The 26,053-nt window shown below is 63.2% G+C and carries 25 protein-coding genes; 21 read left to right on the forward strand and 4 right to left on the reverse strand.

The genetic code is table 11. The features are described 5' to 3' along the window. Positions 1-102: 102 nt before the first annotated feature. The 12 genes from AC07OC_RS06190 to AC07OC_RS06245 all read left to right on the forward strand — a co-directional run bounded on the left by AC07OC_RS06190 (position 103) and on the right by AC07OC_RS06245 (position 11,350). A complete protein-coding gene (locus tag AC07OC_RS06190) occupies positions 103-765 on the forward strand; it encodes a phage tail tube protein (RefSeq protein ID WP_494600561.1) in 663 nt (220 codons plus the stop codon). Positions 766-879: 114 nt separating this feature from the next. Then, a complete protein-coding gene (locus AC07OC_RS06195; protein ID WP_494600563.1) occupies positions 880-1,371 on the forward strand; it encodes a phage tail assembly chaperone in 492 nt (163 codons plus the stop codon). Between the two features lie 47 nt (positions 1,372-1,418). Further along, a complete protein-coding gene (locus AC07OC_RS06200; RefSeq protein ID WP_494600997.1) occupies positions 1,419-1,679 on the forward strand; it encodes a DUF1799 domain-containing protein in 261 nt (86 codons plus the stop codon). A gap of 44 nt (positions 1,680-1,723) precedes the next feature. Next, positions 1,724-6,454, forward strand: a complete 4,731-nt coding sequence (locus AC07OC_RS06205) for a hypothetical protein (protein ID WP_494600565.1) — start codon at positions 1,724-1,726, stop codon at positions 6,452-6,454. Then, positions 6,451-7,362: a carbohydrate-binding protein gene (locus AC07OC_RS06210; protein WP_494600567.1), complete on the forward strand. Its 912-nt coding sequence runs from the start codon at positions 6,451-6,453 to the stop codon at positions 7,360-7,362. The genes AC07OC_RS06205 and AC07OC_RS06210 overlap by 4 nt, the downstream gene beginning before the upstream one ends. Continuing rightward, complete coding sequence (locus tag AC07OC_RS06215) at positions 7,362-8,585, forward strand: phage head spike fiber domain-containing protein (RefSeq protein WP_494600569.1); 1,224 nt, start codon at positions 7,362-7,364, stop codon at positions 8,583-8,585. Before AC07OC_RS06210 ends, AC07OC_RS06215 begins: the two co-directional genes overlap by 1 nt. Next, positions 8,582-9,025 (forward strand): hypothetical protein, encoded by a 444-nt coding sequence (locus AC07OC_RS06220; RefSeq protein WP_494600571.1) that lies wholly within the window; start codon positions 8,582-8,584, stop codon positions 9,023-9,025. The genes AC07OC_RS06215 and AC07OC_RS06220 overlap by 4 nt, the downstream gene beginning before the upstream one ends. Further along, on the forward strand, positions 9,025-9,501 hold the full coding sequence (locus AC07OC_RS06225; RefSeq protein ID WP_218294527.1) for a hypothetical protein: 477 nt from the start codon (positions 9,025-9,027) through the stop codon (positions 9,499-9,501). Before AC07OC_RS06220 ends, AC07OC_RS06225 begins: the two co-directional genes overlap by 1 nt. 5 nt (positions 9,502-9,506) lie before the next feature. Beyond that, on the forward strand, positions 9,507-9,974 hold the full coding sequence (locus AC07OC_RS06230; RefSeq protein WP_494600573.1) for a hypothetical protein: 468 nt from the start codon (positions 9,507-9,509) through the stop codon (positions 9,972-9,974). Continuing rightward, a complete protein-coding gene (locus tag AC07OC_RS06235; protein ID WP_494600575.1) occupies positions 9,971-10,240 on the forward strand; it encodes a holin in 270 nt (89 codons plus the stop codon). Before AC07OC_RS06230 ends, AC07OC_RS06235 begins: the two co-directional genes overlap by 4 nt. Then, complete coding sequence (locus AC07OC_RS06240; RefSeq protein WP_494600577.1) at positions 10,237-10,767, forward strand: lysozyme; 531 nt, start codon at positions 10,237-10,239, stop codon at positions 10,765-10,767. Before AC07OC_RS06235 ends, AC07OC_RS06240 begins: the two co-directional genes overlap by 4 nt. Positions 10,768-10,885: 118 nt before the next feature. Continuing rightward, positions 10,886-11,350 (forward strand): hypothetical protein, encoded by a 465-nt coding sequence (locus tag AC07OC_RS06245; RefSeq protein WP_494600579.1) that lies wholly within the window; start codon positions 10,886-10,888, stop codon positions 11,348-11,350. A 206-nt stretch (positions 11,351-11,556) separates the two neighbouring features. On the opposite strand, the gene AC07OC_RS06250 is transcribed toward AC07OC_RS06245, so the two are convergent. After that, entirely contained in the window at positions 11,557-11,964 is a 408-nt protein-coding gene (locus AC07OC_RS06250) for an Hsp20/alpha crystallin family protein (protein WP_494600581.1), read from the reverse strand. A gap of 81 nt (positions 11,965-12,045) precedes the next feature. After that, complete coding sequence (locus AC07OC_RS06255; RefSeq protein ID WP_494600583.1) at positions 12,046-12,483, reverse strand: Hsp20/alpha crystallin family protein; 438 nt, start codon at positions 12,481-12,483, stop codon at positions 12,046-12,048. A gap of 211 nt (positions 12,484-12,694) precedes the next feature. Here AC07OC_RS06255 and AC07OC_RS06260 point away from each other — a divergent pair, with 211 nt between their 5' ends. The 3 genes from AC07OC_RS06260 to ku all read left to right on the forward strand — a co-directional run bounded on the left by AC07OC_RS06260 (position 12,695) and on the right by ku (position 14,141). Next, positions 12,695-12,949, forward strand: a complete 255-nt coding sequence (locus AC07OC_RS06260; RefSeq protein ID WP_494600585.1) for a hypothetical protein — start codon at positions 12,695-12,697, stop codon at positions 12,947-12,949. Positions 12,950-13,026: 77 nt separating this feature from the next. Further along, a complete protein-coding gene (locus AC07OC_RS06265) occupies positions 13,027-13,206 on the forward strand; it encodes a DUF3606 domain-containing protein (protein ID WP_494600587.1) in 180 nt (59 codons plus the stop codon). Between the two features lie 23 nt (positions 13,207-13,229). Then, positions 13,230-14,141: a non-homologous end joining protein Ku gene (gene ku / locus AC07OC_RS06270; RefSeq protein WP_494600999.1), complete on the forward strand. Its 912-nt coding sequence runs from the start codon at positions 13,230-13,232 to the stop codon at positions 14,139-14,141. Positions 14,142-14,316: 175 nt separating this feature from the next. Here the strand turns inward: ku and AC07OC_RS06275 are convergent, their stop codons facing one another. Continuing rightward, a complete protein-coding gene (locus AC07OC_RS06275; RefSeq protein WP_492254950.1) occupies positions 14,317-14,571 on the reverse strand; it encodes a hypothetical protein in 255 nt (84 codons plus the stop codon). 1,067 nt (positions 14,572-15,638) lie between these two features. Here AC07OC_RS06275 and AC07OC_RS06280 point away from each other — a divergent pair. The 3 genes from AC07OC_RS06280 to AC07OC_RS06290 all read left to right on the forward strand — a co-directional run bounded on the left by AC07OC_RS06280 (position 15,639) and on the right by AC07OC_RS06290 (position 19,940). Then, positions 15,639-17,240 carry a GMC family oxidoreductase gene (locus AC07OC_RS06280; protein ID WP_218294029.1) on the forward strand — a complete coding sequence of 534 codons (1,602 nt, stop codon included), beginning with the start codon at positions 15,639-15,641 and terminating at the stop codon, positions 17,238-17,240. A 25-nt stretch (positions 17,241-17,265) separates the two neighbouring features. Next, the gene (locus AC07OC_RS06285; protein ID WP_218294030.1) at positions 17,266-18,723 is read left to right on the forward strand and encodes an aldehyde dehydrogenase family protein; all 1,458 of its coding nucleotides are present in this window, start codon (positions 17,266-17,268) and stop codon (positions 18,721-18,723) included. A gap of 215 nt (positions 18,724-18,938) precedes the next feature. Next, positions 18,939-19,940 (forward strand): Bug family tripartite tricarboxylate transporter substrate binding protein, encoded by a 1,002-nt coding sequence (locus AC07OC_RS06290; RefSeq protein ID WP_218294031.1) that lies wholly within the window; start codon positions 18,939-18,941, stop codon positions 19,938-19,940. A gap of 28 nt (positions 19,941-19,968) precedes the next feature. Here AC07OC_RS06290 and AC07OC_RS06295 read toward each other — a convergent pair whose 3' ends face one another. After that, entirely contained in the window at positions 19,969-20,871 is a 903-nt protein-coding gene (locus tag AC07OC_RS06295) for a LysR family transcriptional regulator (RefSeq protein ID WP_218340744.1), read from the reverse strand. Between the two features lie 127 nt (positions 20,872-20,998). On the opposite strand from AC07OC_RS06295, the gene AC07OC_RS06300 reads away from it, so the two are divergent. From AC07OC_RS06300 to AC07OC_RS06310, 3 genes are all read left to right on the forward strand, one after another. Next, positions 20,999-21,691, forward strand: a complete 693-nt coding sequence (locus AC07OC_RS06300) for a response regulator transcription factor (RefSeq protein ID WP_218340745.1) — start codon at positions 20,999-21,001, stop codon at positions 21,689-21,691. 92 nt (positions 21,692-21,783) lie between these two features. Then, positions 21,784-23,112 (forward strand): ABC transporter substrate-binding protein, encoded by a 1,329-nt coding sequence (locus AC07OC_RS06305; RefSeq protein ID WP_218340938.1) that lies wholly within the window; start codon positions 21,784-21,786, stop codon positions 23,110-23,112. A gap of 29 nt (positions 23,113-23,141) precedes the next feature. Further along, complete coding sequence (locus AC07OC_RS06310) at positions 23,142-25,982, forward strand: ATP-binding protein (RefSeq protein ID WP_218340746.1); 2,841 nt, start codon at positions 23,142-23,144, stop codon at positions 25,980-25,982. Positions 25,983-26,053: the final 71 nt, after the last annotated feature.

Genomic DNA, 26,053 nt, shown 5'->3' on the forward strand with positions numbered 1-26,053 from the left:
AAGCCCTGCAGGCATCCGCCCGAAGGGCTTTTTTGTGCCCGCGAGGGCGTTTTCCCATTGCCCACCTCGCGTGGGTTTTTTCACTTCTGAAAGGCCCCAACCATGGCTCGTACCCCATCCGGCACCATCTCTGCCGTCGCCACCGAATTCGCTCTCAGCAAAGTCGTCTTGGCAATCTCCAATGCGGCAGAAGCCGTTGTCCAGTGTGTAGCCCATGGCTGCAACCCCAACGACATCGTCGTGATCCAGTCCGGCTGGGCGCGGATCAGCCGCCGTGCCTTCCGCGTCAAGTCCGCACCCACGGCGGATACCCTGGTGCTGGAACAAGCGGACACCACCAGCCTCACCCTGTACCCCCCCGGCGGCGGCGCGGGCAGCCTGGTCAAGATCAACACCTGGGTGCAGCTCACCAGCACGCTCAACCCCAGCAGCTCGGGCGGCGAGGCCAAGAAGGTCACCTACAAGTTCCAGGAATCCGACCAGGAGTTTTCGATCAATGACGGTTTCAGCGCCGTTGACCGTGGCTTCGACATGGACGCGGACGCTATCACCACGCCCGGCTACCTGGCGCTGCGCAAGCTGACCGAGGTGCAGATCGACACCGTGATGCGCAAGGTGGCCAAGAGCGGTGCCACCAGCTACCTGCCGTGCACCGTGAACTTGAACGAAGAAGAAGTCGAGACCGAAGGCCAGATCGTGGTCTGCAAAGTGGCCGTGTCCGGCAACGCGCGCAGCACGCGCTACGCCACGCCTGCCGTCGTTTGATCCCCGGGCCCCGAGCCCAAACCCAGCACCGACCCTGCCTCGTTCGCCCTTTCGCTGGGGCGGCGGGGTGGGGCACGGGCGTTCACTCACCTAGCGAAAGAAAGCAATTCAACCATGTCTGATCCCAAGAAAACCGTGCCCGTCACCATGCTCGCCAGCCTGGGCGGTCAGGCGGCAACCTTCCCCGTGCACCTGGACCTGCAGCGCCTGGACGGACAGATGGTTCGCGTCACCGTCACGTGCAAGACCAAGGGTAAGAAAGCCTGGGCCAAGATGCGCCGCGAGCACATGGAATTTGTCCAAGCCGAAGAAGAAGCCGCCGACAAGGCCGAGCGCGCTGCGGCATCGCCACCGACGCTGGAAGACCCAGCACCCCGCCGCGTCATTCCCAAGCTGGACGAGATCCTTGACCGTGGCATCCAGCGCGACTCCATGCTGCTGGCCCGGGTCGCCGAGTCCTGGACCCTCCCGGAAGACTGTGACGCAGAAGGTCTCGCCCAACTCGAAGACGACTTCGGCGGCGCACTCAGCAAGCTGATGGAAGGCTACGAGCGCGCGGTGTACCAAGGCCAGTTGGGAAACTCCGAGCCATCGCGCGAGCGCTGATCGAGCCACCAGTCACGGAAGCAGAGGCTCGCGAAGCGGGCTTCGAGCTGGAAGACTACGACACGGACATCCTCCATGTCTGGCACGACAACGAGCGCGCATGGCACTTCTTCCTCGGCGTAGGGACACGCTGGCTTTACGGCCCAACGGGCCGGCCTCTCGGCTTTCGCTGGGAGGCTCTATATCCCCTGCTGGATCGCGCGGCCCCCGACCCTGATGACTGGGAGGAGCTTCGCTACCAGCTCGAAGTGATGGAATCCGCAGCCCTTGCGGCCCACACAGAGTTCTATCCACCCACAAAGCGCTAGTGCACACGTATGCACTGGCGCTTGTTTTTTTAGCAGGCCTTGCCGTGTCCGACGATCTCAACCAGGAAATCAAGTTCTCGGCAGACGCCAGTGGTGTCAAGGCAGGGGTCAGCGAGATCAAGCGCGAGCTGGGCTCCATCGGGCCGGCTGCTGAAAAAGCGGGAGAGGCTGGCGCGGCTGGCTTGAACAAGATAGGCGCCGGTGGCGAGGCAGCCGCTCGCAAACTGGACTCGGTCACCAAGAACATGGTGTCCAGCTTGCAGCGTCAGATTGTCGCGCTGGAGTCGGGCGGCACCGCTACCCGCGAGTACCAGGAGTCCATCGCGCGGATGCGGGGCGCGGACCTGGGCGCCCTCAAGCCTTACCTCGACCAGCTCGATGCCGCCAAGCGCAAGGCGCAGGAGGCGGCTGGTGCAAACAAAGTCCTGGAAGGCTCCTTCGGCGGCATCGGGGCAGCGGCTGGCCTCGTACGGACGGCCGTGGCCTCGGCACTGGCAGGCTTGAGCGTTGGTGCTGTATCGGCATTTGTTCGCAACATTGCAGACGGCGTGGACGCCCTCAATGACATCAAGGACGCCACGGGCGCAAGCATTGAGAACATCAGCGCTCTGGAAGATGTCGCGCTGCGCACGGGTGCGAGCATTGATGTGGTCAGCACCGCCATGGTCAAGTTCAACCAGGTGCTGGGGGATGCCAAGCCGGGAAGTGCGCAAGAGTTGGCCCTGAAGGCTATCGGCCTGAGCGCCAAGGAACTGCGCGAGCTGGACCCGGCCGAGGCCCTGCGCCAAACAGCAGTCGCCCTGTCCCGGTTCGCTGACGATGGCAACAAGGCTCGCCTGGTACAGGAACTGTTCGGAAAGTCCCTGAAGGAGGTGGCCCCCTTCTTGAACGACCTGGCAGAAAAGGGCGCGCTTGTTGGAAAGGTCACCGCCGAGCAAGCCGCCGAAGCAGAAAAATTCAACAAGCAGCTCGCCGAACTGCGTAAGAACTCCACCGATGCGGCGCGCTCGCTGTTGTCCGAAATGCTCCCGGCGATGAACGCCATTCTTGCCAAGATGCGAGAAGGCGGTGCGCGCGGAGCCATTGACGAATTTGGAGATCGACTGCTGGACTGGGGTGGCAACGCGCAACGCAAGCGAATCGAGAACCTCAAGCAGGACATTGCTTCGCTGAATGAAGAAGCGGGCGCAATCACCGTTGATGTGTTTGGCGTCCGTGGCGGTCTGGAGAACAGGATTAACAGCCTGAACGCCCAGCTGCAGGCCGCCCAGCAGGCGTATTACAAGTTCAACCCGTCTTCTGGTGGTGGCCGGGGTGTCGTGAATCCGCCGGTGGCGGACGTGCCACGCGAGAGCGTGGGCGAGCTCCCCAATACCGCCGCCATCAAAGCCCAGGCCGACGCCGCGAAGACGGCGGCCGAGGAGCAGCGCAAGGAGCTGGCGGAACAGGCCAAGCTGATGGCTGAGCTGTCGGGCCTGACCGGCTCTTTTGCGGAGGACTGGGCCCGGCTCACCAAGGTGTTCACCGACAGCTCGGGTGTGGTGAACGTCCAGGCGCTCACTGTCGCCCAGGCGGAACTGCTCACGAAGCAGCCCATTGTGGCCGCCACGGCAAAGGCAGAGGCCGAGGTGCGCAAGCACCTCGTGGCTGTGTACCAGGAACAGGTCGCCATCCAGGACGAGCTCAATGCCGCCTACGTGGCCGACAGCAAAGCCCGCGAGGTGGGGCGCGCGGCCGTGGGCGACTACGTGCGCGGCATCGAGGAGGGCAACCGAGCCCTGCAGCTCGAAGTCTCCACGATGGGCCTGAGCGAAGAAGCGCGCAAGACAGCCATTGAGCAGTACCGCATCGAGCTGGATCTCAAGAAGCAGCTGGACGCCATCGACAAGAACAGCGGCTTTAACGAGGCCGACCGCGAGGAGCAGCGCGCGCTGGCGCGTGCCGCTGCCGCCCAGGCCAAGGTGGACGCCGCCACGCGTGTGGCTATGGAGGAAAACCGCCGGATGGCGGAATCCATCCAGGGCAGTCTGACCGATGCGCTGCTGCGCGGGTTTGAAAGCGGCAAGGACTTTGCGCGCAACTTCCGCGACACCGTGGTCAACATGTTCAAGACGCTGGTACTGAGGCCTGTCATCAGCTTCATCGTCAACCCGATCTCGCAAGCGATATCCGGCGTGATCAACACCGGCATCTCGTCGTTGCTGGGCGGTGCGGGCAGCTTGGGCAACCTTGGAAGCCTGGGAAGTTTGGCGAACCTGGGCAGCAACGCGCTGAGCACCGTGGGTGGCTGGCTGGGCTTGGGCAGCGCTGCCACATCGGGCTTGGGCTTGGCGGCCGGCACGGGCGCGGGCCTGTCGCTGGCAGGAGCCGGCACGGGCCTGGGCTTGAGCGCAGGTGTAGGCAGCGGCCTGGGCCTTGCCACCACGGGCGGGGGCCTTGGCATGACGGCGGGCAGTCTGGGGGCGGGCTCGCTGGGCGCAGGCCTGGGCACCGGCGCAGCTGCGGGCGGTGCGGGCATTGGTGGGGCGCTGGCAGCGATTCCGGGGTGGGGGTGGGCGTTGGCGGGTGTGGCGTTGCTGGCAGGCCTGGGCAAGGGCGAGACACGCACGGGGGGGCAGTTTGGGGTGGCTTTCAATGGCCAAGTCGAAAACAACCGCCGGGGCCAGACGTACGACTACCAGGGCCAACAGTACGACCGTGACTTTTCAGGGAGGCGGCGCGAAGCGCTGGTGGACGGCCAAGCCTACCGCCTGGAAGGCGACAAGGTTGACAACGAGCAAGCCATCCGCGACGCCGTTGCGGGCACCGCAACGGGCATCAACGACATGCTCAAGGCACTGGGCAGTGCTGCAACCCTGACCGGCTTCAGCGCGGGCCTGGAGACCTCGGGAAAAGGCCGTGGTGGCGTGTTCGCGGGCGGCATGCTCTCTGATGGCACGGCCTTTGGCGAAAGCGGCAAGGGCGACAACTATGCGGGCACGCTGTATGAGAAGTTCAGCTCCAACAGCCCGGACTTCGAGACAGCGGTGAAAGAGTTCACGCTCGACTTGAAGCAAACCACCATCCAGGCCCTGCAGGCTGCCAAGGACATCCCACAGTCCATCAAGGACCAGATCAAGGATGTGGACGCCGAGGCGTTGACCGACGAAGCTGCCAACTCGCTGCTCACCTCGATCAACGCCCAGATCGCGGGCGTGACGCAGTTTCGTGCCTCGCTGGACGCTATGGGCCTGGGGCAGTTTTCCGACATGTCGTTTGACGTGGCCGCAGGCCTTGCTGCCGCCTCGGGCGGTTTCGACAACCTGCAGTCCAACCTGGCGAGCTACTACGACAACTACTACACCGAGGCCGAAAAGACCGCGAACACCACGCGCATGGTCGAGGAGGCGCTCGCAGAAGTGGGCCTGCAGATGCCCAAGACCCGCGACGAATTCAAGGCGCTGGTCGAGGAGCAGCTTGCGCTGGGCGAAGCGGGCACGGAGGCTGTGGCCGCCCTGCTCAGCGTGAATGTCGCCTTTTCCAGCATCACGGGCGCTGCTGCGCTCATGCAAGACGCTCTGGATGTCACGGTCGAGAACATGACCTCCGCATTCGGCATCACTGCCGACAGCATCAAGGGCATCCTCGACAACGCCATCGAAAACGCCAGCAGCGCCGAGGAGGCGGCCCGCATGGCCAGCACCGCGTTCGAGGACATGGTGTACGACAACATCAACGACTCGATGACCACAGGGTTGTCGAACATGTTGATGGGCGCCATTTCGGGGATGGTCGATCAGATGATTGCCGGTGCTGCCGCATCCAGCGCAGCACTTGCGGCCGGCGGCGCTGCGGCTGCGAGCAGCCTGGCCGCTGGCGGAGCCATCAGTGCATCGGCCAACGCATCTGGCGGCGCTGCGGCCGCAGGGCAAATGGCGGCGGGCGGTGGTGCGGCTGCCAATGCGATGTTGGCGGGCGGTGCCGGCGTGGGGGGAATGGTCAGCAGCGTGCTGGACCAGGCGCGGGCCTTTGTGGCCGCCTACTCGCAGATCCTTGCCGACCCGGAAATCCAGGGATTGATCGGGGACATCTCGGGCCTGGTCGGTGGTGTCGCTGGGGTGGCTTATGGCGGCGGCGCTTCGGCCAGCGGCGGCGGCAGCGATTTCAAAAGCCCGGGTTCGTTCTCGGGCCCAGCCGACGGCGCGAATGACCTTGCCTCGGCGTTGAAGTCACTGGGCAACACGTTGGAGGACGAAGTCAAGCGCCTGCGGGGTTTGATGGTGGACGACTCGGAACAAAGCCGCGATGTGCTGCTCGCGCGCTTCGGCGTTGCCACCGCGCAGGCCCGCGCGGGCGATCAGGATGCGATGAAACTCCTGCCAGAGCTGAGCAAGGCCATCGAAAAAGCCACCACGCTCAGCGCTGTCAGTTCCGTGGAACTTGCGCGCATGCGTGGCTGGCTGGCGGGTAGCCTCACCGACACCCTCAAGGTGCTCAAGCTGGATGTTCCCAAGTTCGACGTGGGTACCAATCGTGTGCCGCGCGACATGCTGGCCATGGTGCACGAGGGTGAAGCCATCGTGCCCAAGGCATTCAACCCCGCCGCGTTCGGTGGTGGAGCGGACGACACCGCGCGCGAACTGCAAGCCTTGCGGGCCGAAGTGCAAGCCCTGCGCGCCGACGCCAATGCCAACGCGCTTTCGCAACAGCGCGTGGCGGTGCGGGGCGTGAAGGTGCTTGAAGAGTGGGAAGACGGCGGCATGCCGCAACCAAGAAAGGAGGGCACTACAACATGAGCCAAGGCGTACTCATCATGCAGCCATTGCCCGTGACGGACGCCACGCTGGTGTCCAGTACGGTGCCCGAGACTGACCCTCCGGCCTGGGCCGCTGGCACCAGCTATGCGGTGGGTGACCAGGTGCGGCTGGTATCCACGCACAGCGTGTACGAAAGCGCGCTGGCGGCAAACGTGGGCAACAGCCCGGACTTGCATCCGGACAAGTGGACCCGCATCCGTGCCACCAACCGCTGGCGATGTTTTGACGGCACCAACAGCAGCCGCACGGAACAGGCCGGTGGTATCGGCTATGTTTTCGCGCCCGGCACGGCCGTTACCACGGTGGCGGCCCTCAACCTGCGCAACTGCAACAGCATTCGCGTGCGCCAGATCGATCCAGTCTTCGGCACCGTGACTGATCGTTGGTTTTTCCCTGGGCCATTGCCTGTAAAGGCTGACCCGTGGGAGTTCGCCTTTGGCGAATGGGCGGGGGGCAAGAAGCTGGCAATCTTTGACGGCCTCAAGTCCTATCCCAACGCGGCCTTGCATGTTGAACTGGTGGGCGGCCCGGATCTTGCGCTGGGGCTGCTCATGTACGGCCAGCTCAGGGAGTGGGGCCTGGGAATCGAGCGTGGCGGCCGCGTGGGCCGCAAGCGAAACAGCCGCAATGAAGAAAACGACTTTGGTGATTTGGTACTTCTAAAGCGCCCGGCATCGAAGCGCACCAGTTTCGAGGTGCTCATCCGTAACGAAGAGGTAGATCCACTGATGGACTACCTGGACGACATCGACGCCACCGTGTGTCTTTTCATTGGCCCTGCGGGGTTTGAATCCACCGTGGTCTACGGCGTCTACCGTGACACCGAGGTGCTGCTCAAGCACCTGGACCACTCCATTTTGCAACTGGACCTACTAGGAGCCCCCTGATGTTTGTAGTCCCCATCGGGTCGCTACCCGTAGCGCCCACGCCCGAGAATGACCGGGCGACTTTCACCGCCCGGACGTTTGCGCACTACGCCGCGTTGCCCGTCTGGACCGACCAGGCCAACGCACTGGGCGCTGCCGTCGAAACCTATGCTGGCGAAGTAGAGGCGGCGGCCGCCGCTGTGGAAGCTAACAAGCTTGTGGTGGATGCCAACACCGCCCTGGTTGCCAACTACGCCGGCGCTGCCCCGTGGGTCGCCGGTGTGTATGCCAAGGATGTGGTGGTTTTCAGCCCTGTCAATCAAAGGCTGTACCGCAAGACCACGGCAAGCAGCGCCACGGTGATCGACCCGGGCGCGGACCCCGCGAACTGGACGCTTGTGAATGCCATGGTGCCCTTCGAGCCGGTGATCACCGCCACGCAGCTTGCGCAGAATGGCGGCCGCTATAGCCTCCAGAAGACCGCCACGGAGGGGGCAGGGACCAATCTGCTGTTGTATTCGGAGCAGTTCGACAACGCAGCCTGGACGAAGAGCAATGCGACCGTCGCTGCCAATACGGCCATTGGCCCGGATGGCGATTTGCTCGCCGACACGATCACAACTACCGGCGCGTCGGCGGGTGTGTATACATCCATAGCGGTTGCCGCCAGTGCGGTGGCTGACTACTACTGCAGTGTGTTTTTGAAGAAGGGGACATCGAGCAAGGCCAAGATTGACCTTTACTACCCAGGTAACACCCAGTCCCCATTGCTTTTTGACTTTGACACGCAGGTGATCTCAGGGGGCGCATACGCTGGGCAGTACATCGCCGAATACTACGGTGCCGGGTGGTGGCGACTGGGCTACAAGGTGCTTCGCGACGCCTCGGCAAGCAAGACCACGATGATCATGCTCCTCACACCAAACAGCGGGGTAGTGGGGCAGTCCATCTTTGCGTGGGGCGCGCAAATTGAATCGGGCGCGGCGCCTACAAGCTACATCCAATCCCTGGCAGCACAAGGCACCAGAGCTGCGGGACAGATCCCTGCTCAACGTCTGATCTTCCCCGACACAAGTGTCGAGAACTCGTTCGTGTCCGTCCATGTCGGCAACGGCATTGACTACAACGTCATCGACCCCAATGGCAGACAGCTTGAGGGCTCAACGGGCCCCACCTTGCTCGACTTCTCGACTGGCTCTATGGGTTTTCAACTGCTCAACGGCATCTGGAGGGCCGTCCAATGAACTCACTCTCGCAAATCTTGGGGAGCGGCGCTGCAAAACCCTGGGTGTCCGGCCGCGTGTACCAGCCGGGTACCGTTGTTCTTAGCCCGGCCGATAGATACCAGCAGTACGTGCGCATTGCAGCGGCCGGATCAGGGGCAACAGATCCCTCATCCGACACGACAAACTACGCGCCTTTCGGAGGCCGGGGGATCAAGTCGATCCAAAAGGGTGCGATCACGATCCCGAACGGGTCTACCTCGGCGGTTGTCACCGTCTCGGCGGTCAACACAAGCCGATACCTCTTGCTTTGGGCCGGCGGCCTTGGCATTGCAACCGGCTCTATCGCTGTGATCCCCGAGCTGGATCTGACGAACGCAACAACCATCACGGCATCCATACACACCGCCGCTTCCGCCAGTGGTGTGCGCGGTCGCTATCAACTCGTGGAGTTTTACTGATGCCCTTCTACGCACAAACCAATGATGCGGGATTTGTCACCTCTGTGTCCGAAACCACCGGCGCTATTGAAGGGCCGAACATCATCGAGATCTCTGGCTTGCACGAGTCTGTGCTCGGCAAGATCTACGACGCAAGCGCCAGCGCAGCGGCGGGCCAGCCCGTGTTCGTGGATCCGCCTCCCACTCCCTACGTTCCGCCGGCATGGGAGTGGTTGATTGATATCGGCCCCTTCTTTGACCGCTTTGAGCTGGCGAAGATGTCGGTGCTGACCAGCGACGACCCGGGTGTGCGCGCCATCCTCGCTGACCTGCAGGTGCGCAAATGGATTGACCTGCAGCGGGAGGATGTGTTCCTGGGCTTGCAGTACGTGGGCAGCGTGGTGCCCGCGGTCACCGCCGCGCTGCAGGAGGACATCCTGACCGCGCCCGTGCTGCCGGTTGAAAACCTTGCGTTGCGCAAGCTCTACTTTTCCTGAGCGCAATGCAAGCCGCGTTCTACAAGGCCACGCGCCCAGGCTGGCAGGGTATCTACAGCCACGCCGTGCGCGTGGTGGACCGTGGCCCCTACAGCCACTGTGAACTGCTGTTTTCAGATGGCCTCAGCGGCTCCGCATCGTTCATCGATGGCGGGGTGCGTATCAAGGCCATTGACTACAACCCCGACCACTGGGATTTCATTGACCTGCCGCCGGTCCTTGAGGGGCCGGCCCGCCAATGGTTTGATCGGCATCGGGGTGAGCGCTACGACCTGCCGGGCAACCTGCACTTTGTGTGCTGGATGGTGCGCGAGGCGCCCGAGGGCTGGTTCTGCAGCGAGGCCCTAGGTGCGGCGCTGGGGCTCTTGGAGCCTTGGCGACTGGGCCCCAACGGCCTGGCTGCGCTGCTGCTCAGCATGTACCCCCAACAACCCGCTTCGGCGGGTTTTTCTTTGCCCGAAGGGAAAGCATGAAAACAGAAACGATTGAACAGGTCAGCGGCGCCGCCAACAAGGTGACGCTGGCCGGGGCGGGCATGACGGGCTGGGGCTGGCTCGCCTCGAATGAGTTCCTGGGCTTGGTGGGCGCACTGGTTGCCGTCGGCGGCCTGGTGGTCACCTGGTACTACAAGCGTGAGGCCAACAAGCGCCACGCCGACGAGCACCAGTTGCGCATGGTCCGCCTGCGCCGGGGCATGGACAGTGACACCGATCTGGGCACCTTGGGAGCTGACGAGTGACGGTCGGCCGATACATCCGCGACAACCCCCGCCGCTCACTGAGTGCGGGGGCGTTGGTGTTGTTGATGGCCTTGGAGGGCTTCATGGCCTTCCCGTACAAGGACATCGCGGGGGTTTGGACCGATGGCTACGGCAACACCCATGGCGTGGTGCCCGGCAAGGCGGTCACCGAGCCCGAGGCCCGCGCCACGCTCAAGCGACACACCGAGGTCTTCGGCCAGGGCGTGCTCGATTGCCTGGACCGGGAGCCCACGCAGGGCCAGTACGACGGCTGGACGCTCATGGCCGTGAACACCGGCCTGGGCGCTCCGGGCAAGGCCGATGGCTGGTGCTGGCTCAAGTCCGGCCGCAAGTCGACCCTGGTGCGCCGCTTCAACGTGGGCGACGAGGGCGGGGCATGCCTGGCCATGCTGCAGTGGGTGAGGGCCGGGGGCGCCTACAGCCAGGGCCTTTTCAACCGCCGCTGGAAGGAATACCAGCTGTGCATCGAAGGCACCGTGCGCTGGAACACCGGGGGTGTGCGGTGAGAGACTGGGCCCTGAAGTGGGCCGGCACCTTGCTGTTCATCGTGTGGGAAGCCGGTCTGCGCGTGCGCGGGAAGTGGCGTCGCAGTGCGCTGCGCGACTGGCTCAACGGGAGAAGTCAGTGATCTACACCCATCTGATCGCCGCGATTGTCGCGGCCCTGGCCGCCTGGTTCTTCCAGGACAACCGCTACACCGCCGAGCTGGCCGAGGTACGCCTTGAGGCCTCCGAGGACAAGCGCAAGGCAGTGACCACCGCGCGGAACGAAGAACACGCCGTCAACAAAACCTATCAGGAGGCCCTAAATGCTGCCCGTTCCCGTGAAGCGCTATTGCGCACTGAAATTGACCATCTGCGCCTTGTCTCTGACGGCCTGCGGGACCAATCCGCCGAAGCCGCCCGCCGACTCGCTGCAGCTCCCCCCGCCGCCGTCCTTGAGTACGCCACTGCCCTCGGAGCCGTATTCAACGACTGCCGCGCCGCGTATGGAGGGATGGTCGAAAAAGCTGATGGGCACGCAAGTGATGTCCGAACCCATCGGGAAGCCTGGCCAGTGATTCCGCCCAGGCTGGTTGCCCCACGGTGAGACTTTATTCAACTGTCGATGTTGCCCCACAAAGCTCGCCACGAAATCCTCATGAGACCAGCCGCGGCGAGGTGACTGCCGATAGCGTGGCTTGGCTGCGCGCTCACGCGGCATAGGCGGCGTTTCCGTCGAAGTATCGGCGGCCGGCAGGATGGGAACAGGCGCAGTTCCTCATCCTGTCGGGGTACGCACCAGCGTCAGGCGGGTCAGGCCGCCTGCACTTCGATGCGCCGGGGTTGAGCGTGCTGTGCCTTGGGAATGCGCAGTGTCAGCACGCCCTGCGCCAGCTCGGCGGACACCCGCTCCGTGTCGAGCTCCTTGCTCAGCGTGAACACACGACGAAAGCGCGCAAGGCCCACCTCGGTGTGGCTGGAGCTCAGGCCCTCGGGCACGCTGAGGTCCGACTCGGCCTCGATGGTCAGCGTGTCGGACTCCACATGCAGGTTGAGCTTTTCACGGCTTACACCCGGCAGGTCGGCATACAGCGTGATACCGCTGGCGTCCTCGACGACATCCACTGGCGGGGTGAGAGCTGCATCGCTGTAGCGCGAAGCACCCGGCCGTGCGGCATTGCGTTGAGGGGCGGCACTGGAAGTCTGTACATCGTTGGACATGACGTTTTCCTTTCCTGGTTCTTTCGGTTTGCAAGTTCTCTCTTTCTCGAACTTCCGCGAGGGAGTTGCGCGCTACCGCGCTCACTGCACGGCAATGCGCCGGGGCTGCGCGGAAGCGCGGCGCTGTACGGTGATACGCAGCACACCGTCACGCAGCTGGGCATTCACCGCATCGGGATCGGCATCGTCGGGCAAGGTGATCGCGCGCCTGAACCGGCCGTCGAAGCGTTCGTTGATGTGCACCGAGGCCTTAGCATCGGCGCTGCCCAGGGGACTCTTGCGCTCGCCGGCTATGCTCAACAGGCCACGCTCGAGGTTGACCTCCAGCGTGGCCGGATCGACACCAGGCGCAAAGGCGTAGATCTCGATGCTCTGGGGCGTTCCGCCCACATTGATGGCGGGGAAACCGTTGCGGGCAAGTCCCCGGATGCTGGGCGACAGATCGTAGGCCTGCTGCATCTCGCGTTGCAGGCGATCCATCTCGGCGAATATGTCGCGTGGGAATAGGGATCGGTACATGGCGAAACCTCCGTAAGTGGTTCAACAAACGGAGCGCCGAAGGCGGTGGTGTTCCAGTCTCCAGCGCTTCCGGTTCCTGAACTGGAAGCAACCGCATGGTTTTCAAGAAGCAGCGTTGCAAATTTTGACAATCACAACGTGCTGGCCGGGCCCCCGGGTTTCCCGGGAAATGCCCAGGGGTGTTACGTTTAAAGATGCACCATTTGACACATTGTTCACAATCCGCTTTTCCACCGAAATGGAGCCTGGTATGCCGTGGGAATACTTACGAGAAATCGCCAACACTCAACTCCCGTTGACCGAGAGTGACCCAGCCAACATCGACAAGCTGCGCGTGCTCAGAGCTGCGGATCTCGTTGTAGTGATGATGTCCAGCAATGACAGTCCAGCCCCTTTCGCGCGCGTCCTTTCGATCACGGAAAAGGGGCGCGCCGTGCTGGCAGAAGGGGCGATGCCTGAAACCTAGGCCCTACGCGATTCGCTGCCGTCCTACACCGCCGCCCAGCGCGTCTGCCTACGATGACGCTACCCGTAGGAGGCATCATGGCAGACGACAAATCCCAAACCGGCCAGGATCGAAAGCTGATCTCCCTCAGTGACGACTACGAAGTGCGCGACTGGGCCAAGAGCCTGGGCTGCACGGAAGAGCAACTGCGCGCGGCTGTGAAAGCCGTGGGCAACTCAGCCGAGGCAGTGCGTAAATTCCTTGCCAATGGCAAATAGGTGTCACCGTGGCTGTCAAAGGCATGGCGCCTACTTCCACTCGTTCACTGTGGAAGGGGTCCGTCAGCTTTGGCCTCTTGCATATCCCGATCGCGCTGTATTCGGCTACTAGCGAAAACAAGCTGGAATTCGACTGGCTGGACAAGCGCACGATGGATCCGGTGGGCTACAAGCGCTACAACAAGAAAAGCGGCAAAGAGGTCGCCATGGCGGATATTGTCAAAGGCATCGAATATGACGATGGCCGCTATGTTCTTCTCTCCAAGGAGGAGATCGAAGCTGCCTATCCAAAGATCACCCAGACGCTCGAAATCGAGGCCTTCATTCCCACTGATGAAGTACCGTTTGTCTATCTGGAGAAGCCTTATTACATCGCGCCGATCAACCGGGGTGACCGCGTCTACGCGCTCCTTCGTGACACGTTGGCACAGACTGACAAAGTAGGCGTCGGGAAAGTCGTCATCGCCAGCAAGCAGCATTTGGCGGTGCTCATGCCCTGTGGCCCCGCCCTGGTGCTGAACCTGCTGCGCTGGGGTGGGGAGATCCGCTCCTATGAAGACCTGAAGCTGCCGCCCCCGGCGGCCCAGATGGGCATCAAGCCCGCCGAGATGGCCATGGCCAAGCAGCTGATCGAATCGATGACCTCCAACTGGAGCGCCGACGAATTTCGAGACAGCTACACCGAGTCCGTCATGAAACTGGTGGAAGAGAAGGCCCAGAAAGGTGAGGTGCACCAGGTCGAAAAGGTCGCTGGCGAGGCCTCACCCCCGAGCTCAAATGTGGTGGACCTGTCGGAGCTGCTGTTGCGCAGCATCCGGGGCGGCGCTACGCCCCCTGCAGGGAAAAACACGACCGCAAAGAAGGTGCCAGCCAAGAAGGCACCCGAGTCCAAAAAGGCGGCGCTGGTCCGATCTGGCGCCAGACGCGCTGCATGACTTCAGATAAAAAATGGCCCGCACGAGGCGGGCCATTTGCAGTTCTCGACCAGGGTGAAGTCGACCGCCCTATGACGGTATTCAGATCCTAGCGTCCGAAGTAATGGATGGCGTATTTCCGTGTCGGAAACGGGCGTATCCATGTGCTACAAGCCGCAACAGTTAGAAAGATAGGTCAATTCCTCCTGAAATTCTCGTCGGGCACTTCGACGGGCGTCGCGTGAAATGCGTTCCATCGATAACCCTCACCCGTAAGGTCCGGAACGAGCTTGAACGAGATGCGAACACGCTGGGACAGCAGCATGGCATGGACCTCAGTGCCCATCACGGAAGGTTGCTCAGGACCGGCTGGTGGCAGCTTTTGGCTGGCAGCCAGGATTTCTACTTCGCGAATACGGGCGAGAACGCCGTTTGCAGAGTCCGGTTGCATACATTGGCCTCAAACGTTGCATCGCACGATGCCGTGGAACGTTGATAGCACCCCAAAAAAAAGCCCGCACTCGACGGGCTTTAACTTGCATGGAGCAAGGAGGGGAGGGTGTCGCCAGAGGGGGGGCGACATGTGCATCGTAAAACCGTGAGAGCCACCGATATGTCGGACAAAACCGCATCATCGGTGCGCCGAGGCACATGCTCGGCTACGCGCTCGGAACCTAAAAGCGAACCTAAACAGACCGCTTCCAGCGTGTTGCAGCGTGGCTCCTCATAGGGGCGGATACGCTGGAATGCGCCAGAAATACCCCTATCGGGTGTTCGAATCCCTCCGTTTCCGCCAGACGCAAAAGCCCTGAGTGATTGATTCACTCGGGGCTTTTCTCTTTTGTACCCAAGGAACTGGCACCGCAACGGGCATTTCACCCGGTTGCCCGTGCTTCGTCCTGAGGGGCCTCGCGCCGCATTGACGGACAGCCGGGTTGCGTTCGCGGTCCGCGTTGGGGAGCCGCCTGGCGCAGTCCCGCGCCACTACCTGAAGGCTACGAGCCAGCTCCCGCGATGAGCGCCAGGCATCAGGGCGCGAACACCACCGATGATTCTCCCAACTCCTTGCGGCCGCCCCGCTGATCGCCCGATCACGGCTGCCGCCCGGTCGGCTCACTGACGCGCAGCCCCGCAAAGGTCGCGAACTCAAAAAGCGTCGCCCCCTCCGGGCTGCAGCACTTGCACAGGTCTGCCAGCGCTGGTTCGACCTCCTGCAGCGTGAATCAGGGGGGCCGTGTCTCCCGCTGGTACGCGCAGGCTCTTGGTTCCGTCCACAGGATTCGGGCCGGTGCCGGGCGTGCGGCCGATGCGCTCGGCTCTGTGCGGGCACGTTCAGCTTTGTGTGGATATCGACAGGCTACTTCTTGATTTTCCAGTCGTCGAAGTGGCTGCCCATTAAAAATATAAAAAATGCCTATGTTTTTATATAAAAAAAGATTGATTGTTTGAATGTTTCTGCGGGCTTAGTCTACGTGCAAGTTAGATCAAACGCGCCGCAAGCACGGCGGAGAAACAACAATGCACGAGTACGTGGACTACATCATCGTCGGCTCAGGGCCGGCGGGTTCCGTCATCGCCAGAAGGCTGAGCGAGCGGACCCATCACAGCATTTGCGTCATCGAGGCGGGTTCCGAGGACAAGGATTTCTTCATTCGCGTTCCTGTCGGTTTCGTCAAAACCCTGTATGGCGGGAAGATCACCTGGAACTACCAGACCGAACCTGCCGCCGCGACGCACAACAGAAAAATTGCCATGCCGCAGGGGCGGGTGGTGGGGGGCTCCAGCTCGGTCAATGGCCTGGTGTATTCGCGCGGTCAGCGCGAGGACTTCGATGACTGGGAAAAAATGGGAAATGCCGGCTGGGGCTATGCCGACGTCCTGCCCTACTTCAAGCGTTCGGAGCGCCGGCTGGGGCCTTGCGATCCGGAGTTTCGCGGCACGGCCGGGGAACTGCCCATCACGAATCCCGACTGGGCTTCGCCGCTGTGCGATGCCTTCATCAAGGGATGCGAGGAATTCGGTATTCCCTGCAACCCCGACTACAACGGCAGGGAGCAGCTGGGCGCGGGGTATTTCCAGCGCTACATCCACAGGAACCGGCGCGTCAATTGTTCCGATGCTTTCCTGCGGCCGGCAATGCAGACCGGTCGGGTGCAACTGAAGACAAACGCCGTGGTGTCGGAAGTCCTGTTCCAGGGCCATCGCGCCGTTGGCGTGAAGTACATCCGGCATGGCGCGTCGCACACGGTCTACGCCAACAAGGAGGTGATCCTCAGCGCGGGGGCCGTGAACTCGCCCAAGATCCTGCAACTGTCAGGCCTTGGAGACTCCGAGCTGCTGCGCCCGCATGGCGTCGCCGTCAAGCAGCATCTGCCTGGTGTGGGCGCGAATTTTCGCGATCACTATACGGTGCGCAGCATTGCGCGGGCGCAAGGCGCCACGACGCTCAACGAGTTGTCCCGGGGATGGCGCCTGGGCAAGGAGGTGCTCAGGTGGTTCGCGGGCAAGCCGAGCATCCTGGCGCTGAGCCCTTCGCTCGTGCATGTCTTCTGGCGAACCCCACTCAGCCCCGCGCGCGGCGACATCCAGATCCTGTTCACGCCGGCCAGCTACAAGGAGGGCAGCAACTACGTGCTCGACGACATGCCGGGCATGAGCACGGGCGCCAGGCAGCAGCGGCCTGAAAGCAGCGGCTATGTGCACATCCAGTCCAGGGACCCGCTGCAGGCGCCGCTGCTCCAGCCGAACTTTCTCAGCCATGAGCTGGACCAGCGCACGCTGGTCGAAGCGCTGAAGCTCGCCCGGCAACTGATGGCCTCCTCGGCGATGGCGCCCTACCTGGTGAAGGAGCTGCAGCCTGGCAAGGACATCGCCACCGACGACGAGTGGCTGGACTATGCCCGGCAGAAGGGCACCACCGGCTATCACATGGTGGGCACCTGCAAGATGGGTCCGCGCGAGGACCGCATGGCCGTGGTCGATGCCGCGCTGCGGGTCCATGGCTGCGAAAACCTGCGCGTCGCGGATGCGTCCGTCATGCCCCAGGTTCCGTCCGCCAACACCCTGGCCGCCAGCCTGATGGTTGGCGAAAAGGCGGCCGACATGATTTTGGCGAAGTAAAGCATCTATGACTGGAGACAACGCAATGTCAGCATCCCTCCCCCAAGTTCTCGAATCCGTTTCGACGCTGAGCCTGATCGCGGGGCAACGCGTGGGCAGTGGCGCCAGCTTCGCCGTGCGCGACCGCTACTCGGGCGAGACGATCGCCCAGGTGGACCAGACCTCCCGGGAGCACATCCGGCAGGCCGTGGCCGTGGCGCGCCGCCATGTGAAGCAGGCGCCGGACGGCTACAAGCGTTCACGCATCCTGCGCAAGGCGGCGGAGATCATCCAGGCCCGCAGACAGCGCTTCATCGACATCATGGTGCTGGAGGCGGGGTTCACCGCGGCAGAATCGTCCGGTGAAATCGACCGGGGCCTGGATACGCTGGAAATCTCGGCCGAGGAGGCCAAGCGCATCTGCGGCGAGATGATCCCCATGGATGGCAACCCCGGCCAGAAAGATCGCATTGCCTTTACCCTGCGCACGCCGGTGGGCGTCGTGTGCGCCATCACGCCTTTCAATGCGCCGTTCAACGCCTTGCTGCACAAAATCGCACCGGCCATTGCCGCGGGCAATGCGGTCATCCTGAAACCTTCTGGATACACCCCGTTGACTGCCAGCCTGATCTGCGACGTTCTGCTGGAGGCCGGCTGGCCCGCCGAACTCATTTCCCTGGTCCATGGAGAAGGCGCGGAGGCGGGGGAATGGCTGCTGGACGAGCAGGGCATCGACTTCTACACCTTCACCGGCAGCACGCGGGTCGGCCGCATCATCCAGCAAAAGGCGGGCAGCCGGCGCACGCAGCTCGAACTGGGCAGCATCGCCTGCACGGTGATCTGTGAAGACGCCGATCTCGACATGGCCTTGCCGCGCATTCTGCGTGCCACGTTCCGCAAGGCGGGCCAGGTGTGCACGTCGATCCAGCGCCTGTATGTGGCGCAATCCCGGGTCGAGGAAGTCGCGGCCCGGCTGGAACAGGCCACGCGCGCGCTCAAGAGCGGCGATCCGCGGCAGGCCGGGACCGATGTGGGGCCGATGATTGCCGAGAAAGAGGCCATGCGCGCGCAGGCCTGGGTGCTCGAGGCGGTGGCCCAGGGCGCACGGCTGGTCACGGGCGGCCAGCGAGAAGGGTCCGTGCTGGAGCCGACGATCCTGGCCGACGTGCGACCCGGGATGAAGGTGGTGGACCAGGAAATCTTCGCGCCGGTCGTCACCTTGATGCCGTTCCAGACGGTGTCCGAGGTCATCGACAGCATCAATGCCACGCCCTACGGCCTGGCCGCCGGTGTCTTCACCAATGACGTGAACACCGCTTTCTACATGGCCCGCCATCTGCGCGTGGGCGGCTTGCATGTGAACGAAACCTCCAGCTCGCGCAATGACGGCATGCCTTATGGCGGCGTCAAGGACAGCGGCTACGGCTTCGAAGGTCCGAAGTATGCGATCCGCGACATGACCGACGAAAAGGTCGTGACGTTTTCGCTGAGCACCCCGGCCTGAGATGGCTCGGCGCCCCGCAGCGGACGCCGCGAATTTCACCAGCCTGCATGCGCCCTTGCTGAGCGCAATGGCCTTTGCTTGCCGTTCGAAGAGTGGCCGTCACGCTGGCCCACCGCGTGTGGCCACCGCCTCCCGAGGAGGCTGCCTTTTGTCGTGGGGCGGCCTGGCGGCAAAAGATGAAACCGACCGTTGCTTGATTTTTTTGGAGACAAACCATGAATACGAAGAAGACTTTCAGCATCTCGAAGATCGTGCGTGTCGTGCTGGGCCCCCTGGGGCTGGCGTTGAGCCTGGGGGCGCAGGCCGGGCCTTATCCAGAGCGGCCCATCAGCTTGATCGTTCCATATACCGCAGGGGGGGCGACAGACGTCTTGGCCAGAATGCTGGCCAAAGGCCTGTCTCAGGAACTGAAACAGCCGATCGTAGTGGAGAACGTTCCCGGTGCCGGGGGATCGATAGGCCAGTCGCGTGTGGCCAGGGCCGCGGCCGATGGCTACACCCTCCTTCTGGGCAATGTCGGAACGCTGGCTGCGAATGCCTCGGTCTACAAAAATCTGCCTTATGACGTTCTCAAGGACTTCACCCCGCTCGCCTCCGTGGGTGATGCTCCGCAGGTGCTTTCGGTACGCGCCGATTTCCCGGCGTCGAACCTGGATGAGTTCGCCGCCTATGCCAAGACCCATGGCGCAAAAATGAACTTCGGCGATGCGGGCGTCGGCTCGGGCGCCTTCCTGGGGGGCGTGCTGCTCAACGCCGGCCTGGGCATCAACGTGCCGCCCGTTCACTATCGTGGCGCGGCCCAGGCGACGTCCGATGTGATGGCCGGGCAGATCGACTACACCGTGGAAAGCAGCAGCACGGCGGTCGGCTCGATTGCCTCGGGCAAGATCAAGGGGCTGGTGGTGCTGAGCGCGCAGCGCGTGGGCGTGCTGCCGAACGTTCCCTCGGCCAGCGAGACCTCCTACAAGAATTTGAACTACACCATCTGGAACATGCTGCTGGTCAAGAAGGGCGTTCCCATGGCGACGGTCAATACGCTCAACGAGGCCATCAACAAGACGCTGGCCCAAGCGGACCTGCTGGAACGTTACAGGCAAATGGGCCTGGCGGTCCCCAGCGCCGCGCAGCGCAGCACGGAAGGCGCCGAGAAGCTGCTGGCCGAGGAAGTGGCGCGCTGGCAAAAGCTCTTGAGCGAAGCGGGCGTGAAACCGGAGTAGAGGCAAAGGCTCTCCCGGCCTCCCAGTCTCATTGGAACGTGGAGATGGTCCTGGCCAAGGCCACCAGCTTGCGGATGACGGTCTGGCTCTGGTCCATGCCCCACGCGGCATTGAAGGAAATGCGGGGAAAAGTCGGTGCGCCTTTCAGCGCAATGAGTTCGCCGCTTTTCAATTCCGATTCAATCAGGGGATAGGTCATCAAGCCGATGCCCGTGCCGCAGCGGAGCAGCTCCTTCAGTGTCAATACATCGCCGCAGATATCGATCTTGATGCGGAGGCTGTTCTCCTTGACGAGTTTCGCCAGGATCGGATGCATGGGCGATTCTTTGGACAGCGACCACACCGGCTGCGAGCGCATCAGTTCCAGCCAGTGGGTCGCGGATTGGTCACCCTCGCGCCCCACAAGGGCCGGCGAGCCCACCAGCATCACGTCGACAGAGCCTATGGGCTCCACATGAAAGCGGTCGGAGGTCAGGGAAGGCGTGGCCATGAACACCAGGTCCAGGTGGCCCGTCTCCAGCTTGTTGACGCTCAGCGAGGTCTGCCCGACCTCCACCTCAAAATTCAGTTGCGGCATGGCCGCCCGCGCAGCGGTAATGAACTGCGAAAACCAGGTCTGGCCGATCAGGCCGGCAATGCCCAGGCGTATGAGCCCCGAGGCATGGGAGGCATCGTCGAGCGTGTGAATGACATCATCGATGGCTGCCAGGAGGGGCTTGATCTGCTGAACCAGCTCCCGCCCTTGCGTCGTCAGGTCCATCCTGCGGCCACGCTTGTGAAACACCGGAAAGCCCAGCCTTCCCTCCAGCTCCCGCATGCGCGCGGAAACCGTGGGCTGGGTGGTGTACATGTGGTCCGCAGTGGCCTGGAAACTGCCTAGCTGTGCAATCTGGCACAGCGTCTGGAGATGCAGGATATTTACTTTCGCCATGTGGCCCTTTGTCGAATTCGGTGGACTCTGCCCCTGAGGCTACCTCAGGAGTCCTTGGTTCGGGAGGCAAAGCCCCGTCAGGGCAAACACAGTAAGCTTGGGCCATTGTTTCAATGCTCCAGGTGCCATGCGTATCGCCGTTCTAGAAGACGATGCCCTTCTGCAAGATGTCCTTCGCGCCGCGACCCAAGGTGCGGGGCACGTGTGCCATGCTTACATGACAAGCGAATCCCTCCTCAAGGATTTGCGCCATCAGACGTTTGACCTCTTGATACTGGACTGGCACTTGCCGGATATGGACGGGCCGGAGGTTGCCCAGGCCGTCCGCAAGGTCAGGCCCGATGCGATGCCGATCCTGTTCCTCACCCGGCGCAACGGCGAGCAGGATGTCATCGAGGGGCTGACCTCTGGCGGCGATGACTTCATGACCAAGCCCGTCCGCATGGGTGAGTTGCTGGCGCGTATTCAAGCGTTGCTACGCAGGGCGCACCCGACCGTCATGGCGGATGTGCTGGACTTCGGTCGGTACCGGTTTGAACCCAGCACGCGGACGGTCGTGCTCGACGGCAAAAGCATCGAGCTGAAGAACAAGGAATACGAACTCGCGTTGTGCCTCTTTCAGAACCTCGGGCGCTTGATGTCGCGGGACCATCTGCGCGAGAAGGTATGGGCAGACGCCAGGGATGTCCACACCCGCACGCTTGACACACACGCCTCACGGCTTCGGACCCAATTGCTCCTGACCCCGGACAGCGGCTATGCACTTTCCGCCGTCTACGGGATCGGCTACCGGCTCGACAAGATTCACCAATCCGGGTGATGATGGGCTGGGGTGGCTGCAGCCTTGCAGGTCCGTATATTCGCAGGCGCAGCCTTGGTCTTCCGGTTGCACCTGCCTGCGCCATAGGCGGCATGTCCACGGTCTCCCATCCTCCCGCGGTCTCTCGTTTTTCTTCCCCTCTGACCATGTCCCATCGCTTTCCGCTTCATTGCCTTGCCTTGTGGCTCGCGGCCATCGCCCTGCCCGGATGGGGCGCAACGCCGAAGGCACCGCAGGGGGGTGTCAAGGTCATGCACTGGTGGGTCGCGGGCGGAGAGCGTGCCAGCATGAATGCGGTTCGTGACCATGCCCTGCTGAATGGCGTGGGATGGGCCGAGCACTCGTCTGCCGGCAGTGGGACGGCCCGCTATACCGAAGCGCTCGCCAGGCGCCGGCTGGGCCCCGAAGCTCCCACGGTCGCGCAGATGATCGGATTTGAAATCCATGCCTGGGCCCGCAAGGGCTTGCTGGAGAACCTGGACGACATTGCAATGCGCGAAGAATGGGACGAGGTCGTTCCCATGGACATTCAACGCTTGTCCAAATGGAACGGTTCATGGGTGGCGACCCCTTTCAACGCCCATTCCACCAACTGGCTGTGGGTCAACAAGGCACTGGCACAGCAGCTTGGGGCAGCGCAGGCGCCAGACGGTTGGGCGGATCTCATTGCCCTGCTGGACAAGGCCAAGGCCAGCGGCGTGTTGCCGCTGGCCATTGGCCACGAAGCGTGGGAGCACACGTTGCTGTTCGAGTCCGTGGCCGTGGGGGTCGGGGGCGCGCAGTTCTACCGCAAGGCATTCATCGACCTGGACCCCGGCGTGCTCGATGAGGCCCGGCTGACGCTGATTTTTGACCGCATGAAACAGCTGGCGGGCTACCTGGGGCCCCGTTTTCCGACACGGCGCTGGGACGAGGCAACGACATTGGTCAGTCGGGGGGAAGCCCTCTTGCAGGTGCAGGGCTCCTGGGTGGACGGCGAATTCACGGCAATGGGCCTGGCGCCCGGGCGGGAGTACGTCTGCTGGAGGTTTCCCGATACCCAGGGGGTCTACCTGTTCAATAGCGATCAGTTCGTCTTTCTGCGCCAGCCTCAAGGCCGGCAACCCGCCCAGGCCGCGTTCGCCACGGTCGTCATGGGCCCGGCGCTCCAGGAAGACGTGAACCTGCGAACTGGTGCCGCGCCGGCGCGGGTGGATGTGTCCAACCAGCGCTTCAACAGCTGCGGGCGCCGCAACATCACCGACATGCGCAACGCCAACATGCGCCGGGCGATGATGGGCTCCATCGCAATGGGCAACGCCAACCCTCCGGCGGTCAAGACCGCCATCTACGAGGTCGTGTCCCGGCACTTCAAGGGGGAGTTGAACACGCCCGACGCGGTCAAAGCCCTTCGCGGCGCCATCGCACAGGCCAGCCGATAAGCCGTCGCCCATCCACCGTCCCTCTGACCATGTTCCTCGCAAGACACATTTCACATTGGCGCCTGGCGGCAAAGATCGTTTTCCTGGTCGCCTTGATGGGCCTGATTTCCGTGGCGATCACGGTCTACGCCACCACCCAGATGCGCAGCATCGACCAGCGATACACGCACCTCATCGCAAAGGAGGCACAAGGTGCCCTGGAGCTGAGCGATGCTGCGCTATTGCTGTCGGAATCCAACCGCATCGTGTATGCCGTCCTGACCGCGCAGGAGGAAGCAACGATGCGGGCGGAGCTCGAATCGCTCAAGCGGTTGCATGGGGGGTTCAACGCCAAGGTTGCTTCGGTGCTGTCGTTGATGCCGGATGAAGCAACTGCCCTGCAGGCCATCGGCCAGCAGGCCGACGTGTCCTTTGCACAGGCCAACCGCATCGTTGAATCCGCCGCCCGCTGGCGCGGCGACCGCGCTTTGCAGATCATCCACGATGAGTTCGAGCCGGTGCTGCGGTCCCTGCAGCGGGACATGGCGCAGCTGCGCAGCAGATCTGTCGCGGGCTTCCAGCAAGCGAGCCAGCAACTGGGCGAAGCGACGCGCACCACGGTGGCGACTACGTTGCTCGGCGTGGGCCTGGGCCTGCTGTCCGTGATGGCGCTTTCCGGGTGGGTGGGGGTTCATCAGATATCAAGACCCATCGCGCGTCTGACGCAAGGCATGCATCAGCTCACCTTGCGCCAATACGACACCCCGGTGCTGGGCACCGACCGCCGGGACGAGGTCGGCACCATGGCGAAGGCGATGCAGGTTTTCAAGGACAGCATGCAACGCGCAGACCGCCTGGCCATCGAAGTCGCCGCCAGCGCCGAGGCGAGGCGCCTGTCGGAGCAACTCGTAGACCTGACCAGCGCGATTCCCGGCGCGGTGTTTCAGCTCCATGTGCAGCCGGATGGCACCCGCCGCTATCTGTATGTGAGCGACAAGGCGGAGGATCTGCACAGCCGCACCGCAAGGGAACTGCTGGGGGACGAGGGCCGGATCGGCGTTGAGTATGGAAACGCGGGCGATACGGCGCGCGACCGGTTCATGAAAAGCCTGGGCACATTGGAGCCGGTTCACTTCGCGGTGCAAATGGAGCGGGGTGGCCAGACCGTCTGGCTCGAGACGCTGGCGACAGCGCGGCGAACCCCCGACGGAGGCGCCTTGTTCAACGGTGTATGGCTGGATGTGACGCAGGCCCAGTTGCAGGCCCATGCGCTATCGAAAGCCAAGGAGGAGGCCGAACGCACGGCGGAAGAAAGGGCCGAGTTCCTGGCGATGATGAGCCACGAGATCCGCACGCCACTGAACGCCATCCTGGGATTGACCCAGCTTGCGCTCAAAGACCGGCTGGACAGCCCGCAGCGCGAGCGGGTCGAGAAGATGCAGCGGGCTGGCCGGCATCTGCTGGGCATCGTCGACGACATTCTTGATTTCTCGAAGATCGACGGTGGCCACATGGTTCTGGAGCATGCGCTTTTTCAGCCGCGCCAGATGGTTGGTGATGTCGCTGGCATGTTCATCGACAAGGCCGATGGAAAGGGGCTCGAGCTGCAGATTGACGTGGACAGCGACGTGCCCACGGCAGTGTTTGGCGATTCGCACCGGATGGGGCAGATCCTCATCAACTATGTCAACAATGCCATCAAGTTTACGGAACGGGGCACGGTCTCCATCCACCTGCAGCTGGCGAACGAACACAGCCAAGGCCTGTTGCTGCGCTGCGCCGTGCGGGACACGGGGATCGGCCTCTCGCCTGACCAGGAGGCCGGGCTGTTCCAGGCGTTTCACCAGGCCGATGCCTCCATCACCCGCCGCTTCGGCGGCACGGGCTTGGGGCTGGCGATCTCCCGCCGCCTGGCCGACTTGATGGGCGGCGCCGTGGGGGTGGCGAGCACGCCGGGAGTCGGCAGCACCTTCTGGTTTACCGCGCTGGTTCAGAGGACCACGCCGGCCTCCAGGGAACACACCGCGCACCTCCCTCAGGCAGTGCCCGATATCGCAGGACTGAGCGGCCTGCGCGTGCTGGTCGTGGACGACAACGAACTCAATCGTCTCGTGGCGCGCGGCCTGCTGGAAGCCGGGGGCATGCGTGTTGACCTGGCCGAGGACGGGGCGGCCGCACTGGACAAACTGCAGTCCGCCCCCGATGGCACCTACGCCGCCGTGCTGATGGATATGCAGATGCCCATCATGGACGGGCTTACGGCCACGCGCGAGCTGCGCGCACAGCCGAGATTCGCTGCGCTGCCCATCGTGGCCATGACGGCCAACGCCACGGCGCGGGACATCGAGCGGTCCCGCCAGGCGGGCATGAACGACCATCTCATCAAGCCAGTCCTGGAGAGCAATCTCTGGGACACGCTCCACCGCTGGATTCTGCCGGGCGACATGCAAGCCAGGGCGCGCCATGTTCCTGCCACGATTGCATTGCAGGCCAGGGAAAGATATGGCGTGGACTTTGATCCCGCCGCGTTGGAGGAAATGCGCGCAGGCTTGTCCCCCGCAGAGCTCAGCGCCTTGACGGCGAAATTCGAACAGGACTGCACCCAGCGTCTGCGGCGCCTGGAGCAGGCCGCCACGGACAACGACCGGGCTCGGTTGCGCAAGGAAGCGCACGATCTTGCGGGCACGGCAGGGAGCTTTGGCCTCAATCGACTTGGTGAACTGGCTCAGACGCTGCATTCGTTGGCCTCGCTGGAAGCTGCAGGCGAACACTCCTTTGCCATCCCGCTGCAGGAGCTGCGGTCATGCGCGGAACGTGGTCTGAAGGAAATGCGCGACGCCGTTGCATCGCACGATGCGGAGCCCCACCCGGCCAGCCCCTCGCGCTGGTGAATGCTCCGGCATCGAATTCAATCCCGCCAGGATTGACCGGTGGACTGCCCCGGCCATGCAACCGGAAGGAA

It is taken from the genome of Acidovorax sp. GW821-FHT10E04 (assembly GCF_059415185.1).